15 protein-coding genes are annotated in these 15089 nt (G+C 72.6%); 12 read left to right on the top strand and 3 right to left on the bottom strand.

Annotated features, from left to right (window positions below; translation table 11 throughout):
* Nucleotides 1-120, top strand: a 120-nt coding sequence (locus ABZ806_RS43225; protein WP_500225440.1) for a LuxR C-terminal-related transcriptional regulator, incomplete at its 5' end; no start/stop codon positions are given.
* Nucleotides 117-2729, top strand: coding sequence for a cation-translocating P-type ATPase (locus tag ABZ806_RS43220; protein ID WP_500225437.1), 2613 nt, complete (start codon nt 117-119; stop codon nt 2727-2729). The genes ABZ806_RS43225 and ABZ806_RS43220, both read left to right, overlap by 4 nt.
* Here ABZ806_RS43220 and ABZ806_RS43215 read toward each other — a convergent pair.
* From ABZ806_RS43215 to ABZ806_RS43205, 3 genes are read right to left on the bottom strand one after another with little or no spacing between them, the layout of a single operon-like run.
* Nucleotides 2710-3102 carry a putative zinc-binding protein gene (locus ABZ806_RS43215; RefSeq protein WP_500225434.1) on the bottom strand — a complete coding sequence of 131 codons (393 nt, stop codon included), beginning with the start codon at nt 3100-3102 and terminating at the stop codon, nt 2710-2712. The two genes, ABZ806_RS43220 and ABZ806_RS43215, sit on opposite strands and share 20 nt — an antisense overlap.
* A gap of 10 nt (nt 3103-3112) precedes the next feature.
* Nucleotides 3113-3547 carry a hypothetical protein gene (locus tag ABZ806_RS43210; RefSeq protein WP_500225432.1) on the bottom strand — a complete coding sequence of 145 codons (435 nt, stop codon included), beginning with the start codon at nt 3545-3547 and terminating at the stop codon, nt 3113-3115.
* Nucleotides 3544-4887, bottom strand: a complete 1344-nt coding sequence (locus ABZ806_RS43205) for a multicopper oxidase domain-containing protein (protein WP_500225429.1) — start codon at nt 4885-4887, stop codon at nt 3544-3546. Before ABZ806_RS43205 ends, ABZ806_RS43210 begins: the two co-directional genes overlap by 4 nt.
* A 186-nt stretch (nt 4888-5073) precedes the next feature.
* Between ABZ806_RS43205 and ABZ806_RS43200 the strand changes: the two genes are divergently transcribed.
* The 10 genes from ABZ806_RS43200 (at nt 5074) to ABZ806_RS43155 (ending at nt 15049) form a co-directional block, all read left to right on the top strand.
* Nucleotides 5074-6042 carry an Acg family FMN-binding oxidoreductase gene (locus ABZ806_RS43200; RefSeq protein ID WP_500225424.1) on the top strand — a complete coding sequence of 323 codons (969 nt, stop codon included), beginning with the start codon at nt 5074-5076 and terminating at the stop codon, nt 6040-6042.
* A 137-nt stretch (nt 6043-6179) separates the two neighbouring features.
* Nucleotides 6180-7592, top strand: coding sequence for a beta/alpha barrel domain-containing protein (locus ABZ806_RS43195; RefSeq protein WP_500225420.1), 1413 nt, complete (start codon nt 6180-6182; stop codon nt 7590-7592).
* A 7-nt stretch (nt 7593-7599) separates the two neighbouring features.
* A complete protein-coding gene (locus ABZ806_RS43190) occupies nt 7600-8814 on the top strand; it encodes a TIGR04053 family radical SAM/SPASM domain-containing protein (protein WP_500225419.1) in 1215 nt (404 codons plus the stop codon).
* A gap of 101 nt (nt 8815-8915) precedes the next feature.
* On the top strand, nt 8916-9269 hold the full coding sequence (locus tag ABZ806_RS43185; protein ID WP_500225417.1) for a PRC-barrel domain-containing protein: 354 nt from the start codon (nt 8916-8918) through the stop codon (nt 9267-9269).
* 25 nt (nt 9270-9294) lie between these two features.
* Nucleotides 9295-9465: a hypothetical protein gene (locus ABZ806_RS43180; protein WP_203597140.1), complete on the top strand. Its 171-nt coding sequence runs from the start codon at nt 9295-9297 to the stop codon at nt 9463-9465.
* A gap of 111 nt (nt 9466-9576) precedes the next feature.
* The gene (locus ABZ806_RS43175; RefSeq protein ID WP_500225415.1) at nt 9577-9774 is read left to right on the top strand and encodes a hypothetical protein; all 198 of its coding nucleotides are present in this window, start codon (nt 9577-9579) and stop codon (nt 9772-9774) included.
* A 226-nt stretch (nt 9775-10000) separates the two neighbouring features.
* Nucleotides 10001-11131, top strand: coding sequence for a multiple monosaccharide ABC transporter substrate-binding protein (gene chvE, locus ABZ806_RS43170; protein WP_500225414.1), 1131 nt, complete (start codon nt 10001-10003; stop codon nt 11129-11131).
* Nucleotides 11132-11201: 70 nt separating this feature from the next.
* Nucleotides 11202-12731 carry a multiple monosaccharide ABC transporter ATP-binding protein gene (gene mmsA / locus ABZ806_RS43165; RefSeq protein WP_500225412.1) on the top strand — a complete coding sequence of 510 codons (1530 nt, stop codon included), beginning with the start codon at nt 11202-11204 and terminating at the stop codon, nt 12729-12731.
* A 22-nt stretch (nt 12732-12753) separates the two neighbouring features.
* A complete protein-coding gene (gene mmsB, locus ABZ806_RS43160) occupies nt 12754-13995 on the top strand; it encodes a multiple monosaccharide ABC transporter permease (RefSeq protein ID WP_500225410.1) in 1242 nt (413 codons plus the stop codon).
* Nucleotides 13996-14041: 46 nt separating this feature from the next.
* Entirely contained in the window at nt 14042-15049 is a 1008-nt protein-coding gene (locus ABZ806_RS43155) for a LacI family DNA-binding transcriptional regulator (protein ID WP_500225408.1), read from the top strand.
* Nucleotides 15050-15089: the final 40 nt, after the last annotated feature.

Raw genomic sequence — 15089 nt, 5'->3', positions numbered from 1 at the left:
AAGACCGTCAAGAACTACATCTCCAACATCTTCGCCAAGCTCGGCATGAGCCGCCGCACCCAGGCCGCCGCCCTCGCCGCCCAGCTCAAGGCCGACCGCAAGACTCCCCGCCCCCGATGACGGCGGGTCCCGCGCCCTACCGGAGGCCCGCCGCGGACGTCGTGCGCGACCTCGGCGGGGACGCGGCCCGGGGGCTGGCCCCGGCCGAGGCCGCGGCCCGGCTGGAGCGCGAGGGGCCGAACACCCTTCCGGCGGCGCGCGGGCGCGGGCCGGTGCTGCGGTTCCTGCTGCAGTTCAACAGCCCGCTCATCTACGTCCTGCTCGCGGCGGCCGCGGTGACGGCGCTGCTCGGCGAGCATGTCGACGCGGTCGTGATCCTCGGCGTGGTGGTCGTGAACGCGATCGTCGGGTTCGTCCAGGAGTCGCGCGCGGAGAAGGCGCTGACCGCGCTCGCCGCGATGGCGCGGACGACGGCGGTGGCCGTCCGGGACGGTGTGCGGCGGCGGATCCCGGCGGCGGACCTGGTCCGCGGCGACCTGGTGGAGCTGGAGGCCGGCGACAAGGTCCCGGCCGACCTGCGGCTGCTGCGCACCGACGAGCTGGCCGTGGACGAGTCGGCGCTGACCGGCGAGTCGGTGCCCGTCGCCAAGGACCCGGCGGCGCTGCCCGAGGCCGCCCTCGCCGACCGCACCGCGATGGCGTTCTCCGGGACGCTGGTGACCGCCGGCCGGGCCGCCGGGCTGGTCGTGGCGACCGGCGCGGACACCGAGCTCGGCGGCATCGACCGGCTGGTGCACACCACGGCGACCGTGCAGACCCCGCTCACCCGCAAGATCGCCCAGTTCAGCAAGGTCGTGACGGTGGCGATCCTGGTGCTCGCCGCGGTCACCTTCGTGATCGGGATCCTGCGCGGCCGGGACGCCACCGAGATGCTGACCGCGGCGGTGGCGCTGGCGGTCGGCGCGATCCCCGAGGGGCTGCCCGCCGTCGTGACGATCACCTTGGCGCTGGGCGTCGCGCGGATGGTGCGGCGCGGCGCGATCGTCCGGCACCTGCCCGCCGTGGAGACCCTCGGCGGCACCACCGTCATCTGCACCGACAAGACCGGCACGCTCACCCAGAACCAGATGACCGTCACCGCGATCACCGCGGGCGGGCGCGACTACACCGTCACCGGCACCGGCTACGCCCCGGACGGCCGCATCGAGCACGAGGGACGCGCGGCCGACCTCGCCGCGCATCCCGTCCTGAAGGAAACGCTGCTGACCGGGCTGGGCTGCAACGACGCGCAGCTCGTCGAGAAGGACGACGGCTGGCAGATCACCGGCGACCCGACCGAGGGCGCCCTGGTCACCAGTGCCGCCAAGGCGGGGCTCGACCGCGTCCCGGCCCGGACCGCCACGCGGCCGTTCAGCTCCGAGCGCCGCTACATGGCGACGCTGCACGAGGACGGCACCGTGTACGTCAAGGGGCCGGTCGAGCGCATCGTGGAGCTGTGCGACGGCGCCGCCGGACCCGGCGGGGAGCCGGTCCCGCTGGACCGCGCCGCCGTCGTGGCCCGCGCCGAGTCCTACGGCGGCGAGGCCCTGCGCGTGCTGGCCTTCGCCCGCGGCCGCGCCGCCACGCTGGACGAGCTGCCCGCGCTGACCTTCCTCGGCCTGCAGGCGATGCTCGACCCGCCCCGCCCGGACGCCGCGCAGGCCGTCCGGACGTGCCACGACGCCGGCATCCAGGTCAAGATGATCACCGGGGACCACGCGGCCACGGCCGCCGCCATCGGCACCCGGGTCGGGCTCGGCGGCGCGGTCATGACCGGCGCCGACCTCGCCGCCGACGACTCCCCCGAGCGGGTCCGCGACACGACCGTCTTCGCCCGCGTCTCCCCCGAGCAGAAGCTCCGCCTCGTCCAGGCCCTGCAGAGCTCGGGGCACGTGATCGCGATGACCGGCGACGGCGTCAACGACGCGCCCGCGCTCAAGCAGGCCGACATCGGCGTCGCGATGGGCCGCACCGGCACCGACGCCGCCAAGGAGTCGGCCGACATGGTGCTCACCGAGGACGACTTCACCTCCATCGAGCGGGCGGTGGAGGAGGGCCGCGGCGTCTTCGACAACCTGGTGAAGTTCATCGTGTGGGCGCTGCCGTCCAACATCGGGCTGGGCCTGGTCCTCGTCGCCGCGATCGTCGCCGGGACCGCGCTGCCGATCCTGCCGCTGCAGGTGCTGTGGCTGAACATGACGGCGGTGCTCGTCCTCGGGCTGCCGTTCGCGGTCGAGCCGAAGGACGAGCACATCATGCGCCGCCCGCCGCGCGACCCGGCGCTGCCGCTGCTCACCCGCGCGATGACGACCCGGATCCTGCTGGTGTCGGCGGTCCTGCTCGCCGGCTCCTTCGGCCTGCAGCACTGGGAGCGGTCGCACGGCGCGTCCCCCGAGGTCGCGCAGACGATCGTCGTCAACGTGTTCGCGCTGACCCTGCTGACCTACATGTTCAACTGCCTGTCGCTGGACCGGCCGCTGCTGTGGGGCGGCGTCCGCCGCAACCCGTGGGTGGCCGTCAGCGCGCTGGCGCTCGTCGCGATCCAGGTGCTCTACACCTACACGCCGTTCATGAACGACGTGTTCGACTCCGCGCCGCTCGACGCGGCCGCGTGGGCGCGGATCGCGGTGATCGCCGCCGCGTCCTACCTGCTGGTGGAGGCGCTGAAGCTCATCCAGCGGGGCCGCTGAGCCGGCCGGTCTCCGTCTCGACGCGCCGGAGGAGCGCGTCGAGGACCTCCTCGGCCTGCCCGGTGTCGAAGTCCTCGCCGAGGCGCTTGCGGACGCCCGCGTCGCTGAGCCGGTGGTGGACGTCGGGCGTCACGCCGTGCCGGGCGAGGCAGTGCCGGGCGCACTCCAGGGCGCACCCGTCGATCGCGATGATCGTGCGCCCGCTGGTGGCCTTGCGGACCAGGCTCCGCACGTCGCCGCCGACACCCGCGATGCAGGACATCTCGGCGACCCCGCGGCGGTCGAGCTGGATCGCCAGCCAGTTCGTCATCTGGGCCGCGCTGGAGCAGCCCGAGCACGAGTAGACGAGCGGACGGTCACGGCGGTCGGTCATGGGTCTCCCCTTAGGTGCTGGGCAGTGCGGTGGCGATGAGGACGATGCCGACGGAGCCGGCGAGCGAGGCGAGCGCCATGGCCCGCGCGAAGGACGGGTGGCGGGAGGCGGCCCAGCCGTGCACGCCGGCGACCGCGACGACGGCGCCGAACAGCAGCAGCTTGGCGGCGAGGATGCGGCCGTAGCCGGGCTCGGTGAGCGACGCCCAGGTCACGCCCTTGTGCCGGGCCATCGCCACGCCCGTGGTGATCTGCACCGGCAGGAAGACCGCCCCGGTGAAGATGCCGAAGCGGCGGCCGACCTCCCGCGCCATCCCGGTGTACTGCTCGACGGCGAGCTTCTGGCGGGCGAGCGGCAGCAGCACCAGGGAGATGGTGAGCTGCCCGCCCACCCACAGCGCGGCCCCCGAGACGTGCAGGAAGCGGACGACGGACCACCAGGTCATGGGGTCACCTTCAGGATGCCGTGGGCGCCGGATTCTCCGTGCCGCATGTCATGGTCGACGAACGGGTAGTGGCCGGCCTCGGGGACGACGGTCTCGACGAAACCGCCCTGGCCCGGTGCCAGGTCCAGGATCTGGGAGCCGCCCGGGTCGCCGTTGCGCAGCAGGTAGGCGCCCTCCTTGTAGACGGTGTCGAACTGCGCGCCGACGATATGGAACGCCGTGCTGGTGGACGGGCCCGCGTCCACCACCCAGACCCGGACCCGGTCGCCGGCGCGGGCTGTCAGCGGGGCGTGGTCGTAGCCGGCGGCGGTGCCGTTGAACATCCACGCGTCCGGGCGGCCCTCGCGCATCTTGGCCACCTGGGCCGTGGAGCCGGGCTGCCCCAGATACAGCTCACCCTGGACCAGCACGTATTCGCGGTCCACGCGGGGCAGGTCGGGCGGGTCGATGATGACCGCGCCGTACATGCCGTTGGCGATGTGCTGCAGCATCGGCATCGTCGAGCAGTGATACAACCACGCCCCCGCATGCTCGGCCTTGAACCGGTAAGTCAACCGCTCACCCGGCTGAATCGTGCGCATCGGCACATCCGGCGCCAGCGAACCCGCATGGAAATCGATCCCGTGGCCCATGGTGGTGTCGTTGACCAGGGTGATCACGAAGACATCGCCGATCTTGCCGCGCAGCACCGGAGCCGGCACCGTCCCACCGAACGTCCACATCGCCTGCCGCACCCCCGGAGCCACCTCCAACTCCCGATCAGTGGCGTGCAGTTCGACGCGATGCTCCCTGGCACCGGGCGCGGGCTTGAGCGCAGCGTCGTAAGGCTTCCACCCCGGCGACATCGGCGCCGCCAGATCGAGTTGCCCGGTCCCCATCGCCTGATGGTCCATCGACGGCACCGCCGACGGCGTGTGCGACCCATGCGCACCCGACGACGTGGTCTTGATCTGCATCGTCATCCCGGCCGCACGATGACCGGGCACCGTGCACCACCCATCGATCGGACCCTTCACCGAGGGCACCGTCAACGTCGCAGACTCCCCCTGACCCAGCAACGGCGTCGCCTGACCCGACTCCAACCGCAAGTCATGCCGCATCGCATCCCTGTTCGTCACCCGCAGAACAAGACGCGTCCCAGGCGCCGCCTCGATCGTCCCCGGACGGATGCGCATGTTCGCCAACGTCACCTCCACCACCCGCGTCCCCGACGCGGTGACCGTCTGCGCGGGCGTATCGGTCCGGCCGCTGCCCGCGAAGAGCACCGCGGCGGCGGTCAGCAGGCAGCCGACCACGACACCGGCGGCGGCGGGATGCCAGGACGGGCGTGGAACGGTCATGCCTCCAGGGTTCGGGCGGTGCGCCCGGCGCGGGGAGGGCCGAAGGTCCCGGCGGCGCGGACCGAAGGGCCCGGTTCGCGGACGTACCGTCCTTGGTCCCCGAGCCCGCGGGACCTTCGGCCCTGGGGCGGCCGGGCCGGCGGGCGGAAGCGTAGGGAGCACAGCGGCAGCACGAGGAGGTGCGCCATGCTCCATCCGTTCGCGACGCACGTGGGGGTCCGGCGGCTGGTGACCGCGGCCGTCGCGGCGCCGTCGGTGCACAACACCCAGCCCTGGTTCTTCCGGCTGGACGAGGACGCGGCGGTCATGGAACTGCACGCCGACACCGGCCGCGCGCTGCCGGTCATCGACCCGTGCGGCCGGGCCCTGCACATCAGCTGCGGCGCCGCGCTGTTCAACCTGCGGCTGGCGATCCGGGCGACCGGGCACCGGCCGCTGGTCGAACCGCTCCCGGACGCCGACCGGCGGCCGCAGCTGCTGGCGGCCGTGCGGGCCGTGGACGCGACGATGCCGTCACCGGCCCAGGCGGAGCTGTACGCGGCGATCCCGCACCGGCGCACTAACCGCGGCCCGTTCGGCAAGCGGCGGGTGCCGCAGATCGTCCGGGACGAGCTGACGGCCGCGGCCCGGGACGAGGGCGTGGCGCTGAGCCTGCCCGGCCCGCAGACCACGGCGTACCTGCTCAGCCTGGTCGCGGCGGCGGACGCCGGGCTCACCGCCGACCCCGGCTACCTCGCCGAGCTGGCCCGCTGGACGCCGGACCGCACCCGCGGCGACGGCATCCCCTGGTACGCGTTCGGGCCGCGGCCGAGCGGGCGGGGCCTGCCGCTGCGCGACTTCGGCGCGGCCGGCGCGGCCGCCGGGCGGGCGGCCGACGACTTCTCCGCCCGGCCCCAGCTCGGCGTCCTGCTCACCCGGGGCGACGGCCCGCGCGACTGGCTGCGGGCCGGGCAGGCCCTGCAGCGGGTCCTGCTCACGGCCGCGCGGCGCGGCGTGGCGACCTCGATGCTCACCCAGCTCCTGGACGGGCGCGGCACCCGGCCCGCCGGGGACCGGCCGCACGGCCACATCCAGTCGATCATCCGGTTCGGCTACGGGCCGATCGTGCCCGGTACGCCCCGCCGCCCGTTCCCCGAAGTCCTCGAACGGGTCTGACCCCCCGACCGAAGAAAGGCGACCGATGCCGACACTCGTCCAAGCGTTCACCGGCGTGTTCCGCACGGAGCACCGTCGTGTCCGCGGCCCCCTGCCCGATCTGGTGGAGGCGTTCGGCCTCCGCGTGCGGGACCGGGATGTCTGAGCCGGGCGGGCCGCGCATCGTCCAGGGCGGCATGGGCGCCGGCGTCTCCGGGTGGCGGCTGGCGAACGCCGTCGCCCGGACCGGGCAGCTCGGCGTCGTCTCCGGGGTCGCGCTGGACGCGCTGCTCGCCCGCGCGCTCCAGGCCGGGGACGAGGGCGGCCACCTGCGCCGCGCGCTCGCCGCGCTGCCGCTGCCGGGGGTGGCCGAACGCGTCCTGGAGCGCTACTTCGTGCCCGGCGGGATCGAGCCGGGGCAGCGGTTCCGGCCGGTGCCGAAGCTCGGCCTGCGGGCGAACCGGACGCGGGACGAGCTGACCGTCGCCGGGAACTTCGCCGAGGTGTGGCTCGCCAGGCAGGGGCACGGCGGCCCGGTCGGGATCAATTACCTGGAGAAGATCCAGCTCGCCACCCCGGCCGCCGCCTACGGGGCGATGCTGGCCGGCGTCGACTACGTGCTGATGGGTGCGGGGATCCCGAGCGAGATCCCGGCGCTGCTGGACGCGCTGGCCGCCGGGTCCCCGGGCCGGGTGACCGTGACGGTCGCGGGCGCCGAGGAGGGCCGCCCGTTCGCGTTCGACCCGGCGTCGCTGTCGGGCGGCCCGGTGGAGCGGCCCCGGTTCCTGGCGATCGTGTCGTCGTCCGTCCTCGCCCTGTACCTGCACCGGTCGCCGGTGACCCGCCCGGACGGGTTCGTGCTGGAGACGCCGGTCGCGGGCGGGCACAGCGCGCCGCCGCGCGGGCGGCTGCGGCTGGACGACGACGGCGAGCCGGTCTACGGCCAGCGGGACCGGGTCGATCCGGCGAAGGTCGCCGCGCTCGGCCTGCCGTTCTGGCTGGCGGGCGGCCACGCGCGGCCCGGCGCGCTCACCGAGGCGCGGGCGGCCGGCGCCGCCGGCATCCAGGCGGGCAGCGTGTTCGCGCTGTGCCGCGAGTCCGGGCTCGAACCCGGGCTGCGCAAAGAGCTGATCGACCGCGCGCTGGACGGCACGCTCCGCGTCCGCAACGACCCCCGCGCCTCGCCGACCGGGTTCCCGTTCAAGGTCGCCGCGCTGCCCGGCACGCTCTCCGAGCCGGACGTCTACGCCAAGCGCCCCCGCCTGTGCGACCTGAGCTACCTCCGCACGCCCTACCTGAAGGAGGACGGGAAGGTCGGCTACCGCTGCCCGGCCGAGCCCGTCGACGCCTACGTCCGCAAGGGCGGCGCCGCCGAGGAGACCGACGGGCGCCGCTGCCTCTGCAACGCGCTCGTCGCGAACATCGGCCACGGCCAGCACCGGCCGGACGGCTACACCGAGCCGCCGCTGCCGACCCTGGGCCAGGACCTCGGCTTCCTGCCCGGCCTCGTCCGCGCGACCGGCGGCGACTACACCGCCGCCGACGCGATCGACTACCTGCTGCGAACGTGAGCCCGCCATGACCGCGAAAGCCGCCGCGAAAGCGACCGCGAAACAGATCCGCGTCCCCCGCCACGACACCGCCGACCGGCCGTTCATCGTGATCTGGGAGGCGACGCGGGCGTGCCCGCTCGCCTGCCGGCACTGCCGCGCCGAGGCCCGGCCCGACCGGGACCCCGGCGAGCTGAGCACGGCCGAGGCGTTCGGCCTGATGGAGCAGGTCGCCTCGTTCGGGAGCCCGCCGCCGCTGTTCGTCATCACCGGCGGCGACCCGTTCCAGCGCCCGGACCTGTTCGACCTCGTCCGGCACGGCTCCCGGATCGGCCTGCCGGTCGCGGTGTCGCCGTCGGGCACGCCGACGCTCACCGCGGCCGGCCTGACCGGGCTGCGGGACGCGGGCGCGCGGGCGATCTCGCTCAGCCTGGACGGGTCGAACGCGCGGATCCACGACGACTTCCGCGCCACGCCGGGCGTCTACGGCTGGACGCTCGACGCCTGGCGGACCGCCCGCGACCTGGGCCTGAAGGTGCAGATCAACACCACGGTGACCGGGCACAACCTGACCGACCTGCCGGAGATCGTCCGCATCGTCCACGAGCTGGGGGCGCTCACCTGGAGCGCGTTCCTGCTCGTCCCGACGGGCCGCGGCACGCTGCTCCCCGGGCTCGGGCCGGAGCAGGTCGAGGACGTCCTCAACTTCGTGTACGACGCGGGCGCCCACGTCCCCGCCCGGACGACGGAGGCGCACCATTTCCGCCGGATCGCCGTCCAGCGGGAGATCCTGCGGCGGCACGGCGCCGACCACGTGCCCGCCCTCGGCCTCGGCCCGCTCTACGCCGGGCTGCGGCGGCGGCTGGCCGAGCTGGACCTGCCGGTCCGGCGCGCCCGGCGCGCGCCGATGGACGTCGGCTCGGCACGCGGGTTCGTGTTCGTCTCGCACCGCGGCACCGTCCACCCCAGCGGCTTCCTGCCCACCCCGGCGGGCAGCGTCCGCCGCGAGCGGCTGCCCGACATCTACCGGACGTCGCCGCTGTTCGTCGGGCTGCGCGACCCCGCCAACCTCACCGGGAAGTGCGGCGCCTGCGAGTTCCGGACGCTCTGCGGCGGCTCCCGCTCGCGGGCCCTCGCCACGTCCGGCGACCCGTACGCGGCGGAGCCCTGGTGCTCCTACATCCCCGGAACCTTCCCCTACCAGGACGAACTGGCGGGGTACGGCGCCGTCGCGCCCGCCTGAGGACGGACCCGCACGGAAAGCCGAGATCCGCGACATATCCGCTGTGAGCTGGGTAGATGACGCCGTAGAAGAGGTTTTCCGCACAACGGCTGGACAAGGACATGTTCGAGATCGAGGACATCCGGGAATGGCGCGGCCGGACGGTGGTCGACGAGGCCGGGAGCAAGATCGGCGAGCTGGAGGCCGTCTACGTCGACACCCTCACCGACCAGCCGGTCTTCGCCACCATCAAGACCGGCATGCCGATGCGGCAGCGGCTGGTGTTCGCGCCGCTGGACGGCGCGACCGTCGGGCCGGAGCACCTCCGGGTCGCGCGTCCGAAGAAGCAGGTCAAGGGCGCGCCCGCCATCGACACCGACGGGGAGCTTCCGGCCGGCGACGAGAGCGCCGTCTTCGCCCACTACGACCTGGCCTACCAGGCCGCGCCCGACGAGCGCCGGCTCGCCCGCCGCTGACGCGCCGTCCAGGAAGGATCGAGCCATGGCCCTGTTCCTGTTCATCCTGCTCGTCGCGGTGGCGCTCGGCATCATCGGCGTCGTCGTGAAGGGCCTGTTCTACCTGCTGATCATCGGCATCGTGCTGTTCCTCATCAACCTGGTGTGGAGCGGGATACGGGTGGGCCACCGCCGCGGCTCCCGGCCGGCCCGCTGACCGGCGGCCGGCCGTTAGAGGGGAGCGCCCCCGGGTAGCCCGTAGCGCGACGGCCGGGACGTGCCGCGAGCCGTGACGACAACCTGTGAGCCATACGAGACGGGGGCCGAGATGACCACGCCCGAGGAGAACGCGCCGAAGACCGACGACACCGATCAGGTCGTCATGAAACCGGGCGGCGACCCGAACCGGGACGCCGACCAGGAGAAGCCCCGGGGCGCCCCGGACACCCGCAACGAGCTCGGCGCGGAGCTGGAGGACAAGATGGCGGAGAAGGGCCTCTCCCGGGACGACTTCAGCGAGTCCTGACCGGGGCCCGCGGCTGACCCGGCCCTCCCGGACCTCTTCCCCGAACCCGCAGATGGCGAGCCCGCGGCCGTTCCGGCCGCGGGCTCGCTCGCGCGCGTCCGCCCGGAAGGGGGCTGACGTGGCGGGGAGGTCACGGTTGTGGCGCGGCCCACAAGGGGGCCTTGACATGGCAGTGTGACCGGTAACAGTGTGTCCGGGGACACCGGCACCACCCCCGAGGTGAGACGTGAAGCGTAGGAAGTTCGTCAGCCTGGCGCTGGGCCTCGGCCTCGCGTTCGGCATGACCGCGTGCGGCTCGACGCAGAAGACCGCCGACAAGGAGAAGGCCGAGAAGAAGCCGGCGGCCGGCGCCCTGATCGGCGTCACCATGCCGACCCGCTCGTCCGAGCGCTGGATCCACGACGGCGACAATCTCAAGAAGCAGCTGGAGCAGCTCGGCTACAAGGTCGACCTCCAGTACGCCGAGAACGACATCCCGACCCAGGCCAACCAGATCGACAACCAGATCACCAAGGGCGCCCGGCTGCTGGTCATCGCCTCCATCGACGGCACGGCGCTGACGACGCAGCTGCAGAAGGCGGCCGACAAGGGCGTCCCGGTCATCTCCTACGACCGGCTGATCCGCAACTCACCGAACGTCGACTACTACGCCACCTTCGACAACTACAAGGTCGGCGTGCAGCAGGCGACGTCCCTGCTCGTCGGGCTCGGGCTGAAGAAGGCGGACGGCTCGGAGGGCACGGCGAAGGGCCCGTTCAACATCGAGGTGTTCGCCGGCTCCCCCGACGACAACAACTCGTCGTACTTCTACAACGGCGCGATGGACACCCTGAAGCCGTACCTGGACAAGAAGACCCTCGTCGTCAAGAGCGGCCAGACCGACTTCAAGACGATCGCGACGCTCCGCTGGGAGCCCGAGCGCGCGCAGAAGCGCATGGAGGACCTCCTCACCCGCTACTACGGCGGCGGGACGAAGATCCAGGGCGTGCTGTCCCCCTACGACGGCCTGTCGATCGGGATCCTGTCGGCGCTGAAGTCCAACGGCTACGGGACGCCCGGCCAGCCGTACCCGATCGTGACCGGGCAGGACGCCGAGGTCGCGTCCGTGAAGTCGATCATCGCGGGCGAGCAGTACTCGACCGTCTACAAGGACACCCGGCAGCTCGCCGCCGTCACCGTGAAGATGGCCGACGCCGTGCTGAAGGGCGACAAGCCCGAGGTCAACAACACCAAGGACTACGACAACGGCGAGAAGGTCGTCCCGTCGTACCTGCTCAACCCGGTGATCGTGAACAAGGACAACTACAAGAAGGAACTCGTCGACACCGGCTACTACACCGAGGCCCAGCTGAAGTAACGCCCCGGGTGGGGCGGCCCCCGCCACCTCCCCGGCGGGCCGCCCCACCCGTCCCCCCGCAAGGAGGACCATGACCGACGCGATACTGCGGATGCGCGGCATCACCAAGACCTTCCCCGCGGTCAAGGCTCTGCAGGACGTGAACCTGGAGGTGCGGCGGGGCGAGATCCACGCGATCTGCGGCGAGAACGGGGCCGGCAAGTCCACGCTGATGAAGGTGCTGTCCGGCGTGTACCCGCACGGCGAGTACAGCGGCGACATCGAGTTCGACGGCGAGCCGTGCCGGTTCTCCGGCATCCGCGACAGCGAGCAGCGCGGGATCGTCATCATCCACCAGGAGCTGGCGCTCAGCCCGTACCTGTCGATCGCGGAGAACATCTACCTCGGCAACGAGCGCCGCGGCCGGTTCGGGCTCATCGACTGGAACCGGACCAACGCCGACGCGGGGGAACTGCTGGCCCGGGTCGGGCTGAAGGAGAACCCGGTGACGCCGGCGATGGACCTCGGCGTCGGCAAGCAGCAGCTCGTGGAGATCGCCAAGGCGCTGTCGAAGCGGGTGCGGCTGCTCATCCTGGACGAGCCGACCGCCGCGCTGAACGACGCCGACTCCGCGCACCTGCTGGACCTGCTGCGCGGCCTGCGCGACGAGGGCATCACCTGCGTGATCATCTCGCACAAGCTGAACGAGATCCGCGCGATCGCCGACTCCACCACGATCCTGCGGGACGGCCGGACGATCGAGACGCTCGACATGTCCGGCGACGTCTCCGAGGACCGCATCATCTCCGGGATGGTCGGCCGCGACCTCGACAACCGGTTCCCCGACCGCGTCCCCGACATCGGCGCCGAGGTGCTGCGGATCGAGGACTGGACCGTCCACTCCCCCACCCAGCACGGCCGCGTCGTCGTGGACCGCGCCGCGCTCACCCTGCGCCGCGGCGAGATCGTCGGGCTCGCCGGGCTGATGGGCGCGGGCCGGACCGAGCTCGCCATGAGCGTGTTCGGCCGCAGCTACGGCACCGGGATCACCGGCCGGATCTACAAGGACGGCACGGAGATCGCGGTCCGGAGCGTCACCGAGGCGATCCGGCACGGGCTCGCCTACGCGACCGAGGACCGCAAGACCTACGGGCTGAACCTCATCGAGGACGTCAAGCGCAACATCTCCGCCGCCGGGCTGCGCGGCCTCGCGCAGGCCGGCTGGGTGGACGAGAACCGCGAGTACGAGGTCGCGGAGCGGTTCCGCACGGAGATGAACATCAAGACGCCGAGCGTCCTCACGCCGGCGGGGCAGCTGAGCGGCGGCAACCAGCAGAAGGTCGTCCTGTCGAAGTGGATCTTCACGGAGGCGGACGTGCTGATCCTGGACGAGCCGACCCGCGGCATCGACGTCGGCGCCAAGTACGAGATCTACTCGATCATCAACCGGATGGCCGACCAGGGCCGCGCGGTGCTGGTGATCTCGTCCGAGCTGCCCGAGCTGATCGGGATCTGCGACCGCCTGTACGCGATGGCGGAGGGCCGCATCACCGGCGAGGTGAGCCGCGCGGACGCGACCCCGGAGCGCCTCATGCAGTACATGACCCAGACCGAGACATGACCCAGACCGAGGAGACCAGAGCATGAGCAGCGTCGCGTCGGCCGACAAGGCCGTGTCACCGCCGCCGGCGGAGCGGCCGAAGCCGGGCCGGACCCTGCCGGTCAACCTGCGGCAGAGTGGGATCTACATCGCGTTCGGGCTGATCGTCGCGCTGTTCGCGGTGCTCACCGACGGGCAGCTGCTGTCGCCGCAGAACATCTCCAACATCATCGTCCAGAACTCCTACATCCTGATCCTGTCCATCGGGATGATCCTGATCATCATCGGCGGGCACATCGACCTGTCGGTGGGGTCGGTGGTCGCGGTGACGGGCGCCATCGCGGCCGTGCTGATGGTCGAGCACAACGTCCCGTGGCCCATCGCGGTCCTGCTGACGATCCTCGCGGGCGCCGCGATCGGCGCCTGGCAGGGGTACTGGATCGCCTACTTCGAGATCCCGGCGTTCATCGTGACGCTGGCCGGGATGCTGGTGTTCCGCGCGCTGACGCTGACCGTCCTCGGCAACCAGGGCATCGGCCCGTTCCCGGACGAGGTGCGGACGATCGCGAACGGCTTCCTGTCCGGCTACCTCGGCAACATCGGGCTCGGGCCGCTCGGCGGCGCCGACCTGTTCACCCTGCTGGTCGCGCTCGCGCTGGTCGGCGGGTACGTCGGCCTCGGCTGGCGGAACCGGCAGGGACGCATCCGCTACGGCCAGAAGGTCGAGCCGCTGACCATGTTCGTGCTGAGGTACTCCCTCGGCGTCGTGGTCGTCGTGTTCATGGCCGTGCAGCTCGCCCGGTTCAAGAACATGCCGTGGGTGCTCGTCCTGCTGGGCGTGCTCGTCCTCGGCTCGACGCTGGTGATGAACCGGGCCGTGTTCGGCCGGCACGTCTACGCGCTCGGCGGCAACCCGCTGGCCGCGCGGCTGTCCGGCATCAAGGTGAAGTCGGTGTCGTTCTGGCTGTTCGTCAACATGGGCGTGCTGTCGGCCATCGCCGGGATCGTGTTCGCCGGGCGGCTCAACCAGGCCGGCCCGACCGCCGGGAACATGTTCGAGCTGGACGCGATCGCGGCGGCGTTCATCGGCGGCGCGGCCGTGCAGGGCGGCGTCGGCAAGGTGGTCGGCGCGATCACCGGCGGCCTCATCATGGGCGTGATCAACAACGGCATGTCGCTGCTCGGCGCGCCGAGCGAGCGGGTCATGCTGATCAAGGGCCTCGTCCTGCTGGCGGCGGTCGCGTTCGACATCTGGGCGAAGCGGCGCGCCGGGGCGTCCCGCTGAGCGGGCGCGGCCCGGGGACGGCGGACCCGGTATGTTCCGAGGTGACATGACCTCCACACCACCCGCCAGACCCGGGCTCCGCGACGTCGCCCGGCTCGCAGGGGTCTCCCACCAGACCGTGTCGCGGGTGTTCAAGAACCATCCGATGGTCAGCGTGAAGACCCGCGACCGGGTGCTGGCCGCCGCCGCGCAACTGGACTTCCGGCCGAACGCGGCGGCGCGGGCCCTGGCCACCGGCCGGTCCCGGACGCTCGGCGTCGTCAGCTTCGACACCGCGCTGTTCGGCCCCGCGTCGATCATCTCGGCGATCGAGCGGAACGCCCGCGCCGCCGACTTCTTCACCAGCGTCGCGAGCCTGGAGTCGCCGGGGCACGGCGCCGTCGCGGGCGCCGTCGACCGGTTCCGCGACCAGGGCGTGGACGGCATCATCATGATCCCCGGGCACGTCCCGCCGGACGAGGCGCTGCGGCACCTGCCCGGCGACCTGCCGACCGTCCTGCTCGGGCCGGAGGCGGCCGTCCCGACCGTGTCCGGCGACCACTACCTGGCGCCGCGCGAGGCGACCCGGTACCTCCTCGAACTCGGGCACCGGACCGTCCACCACCTGCCGGGCCCGGACGACTGGTCCGAGGCCACCGAGCGGACGCGCGGCTGGCGGGACGCGCTCACCGAGGCCGGCGCCGGCGTCCCCGACTGCGCGCCCGGCGACTGGAGCGCCCGGTCCGGCTACGAGCGGGGCCGGTTACTCGCCGCCGACGGCGACGTCACGGCGGTGTTCGCGGCCAACGACCAGATCGCGCTCGGGCTGCTGTGGGCGATCCACGAGAGCGGCCGCCGGGTGCCCGACGACGTCAGCGTCATCGGCTTCGACGACATCCCGGAGGCGGCGTTCCTCACCCCGCCCCTGACCACCGTCCGGCAGGACTTCACCGCCCTGGGCCGCCACCTGGTCGAGCAGCTGATCACGCAGCTGACGGGAGACGGCGCCGCCCCAACGGACCCGAAACTGGTCCCCAGCAAGCTGATCATCCGCCGAAGCACCGCCCCCCATTAAGTTGACCTGCGGCGTGTTGTTGTTATGAGGCGCCTCATAA

It is taken from the genome of Spirillospora sp. NPDC047418 (genome assembly GCF_040643275.1).
GTDB lineage: Bacteria > Actinomycetota > Actinomycetes > Streptosporangiales > Streptosporangiaceae > Spirillospora.
The sequence above is the reverse complement of the archived record's forward strand: the minus strand, read 5'-3'. Positions and strand labels throughout refer to the sequence as shown.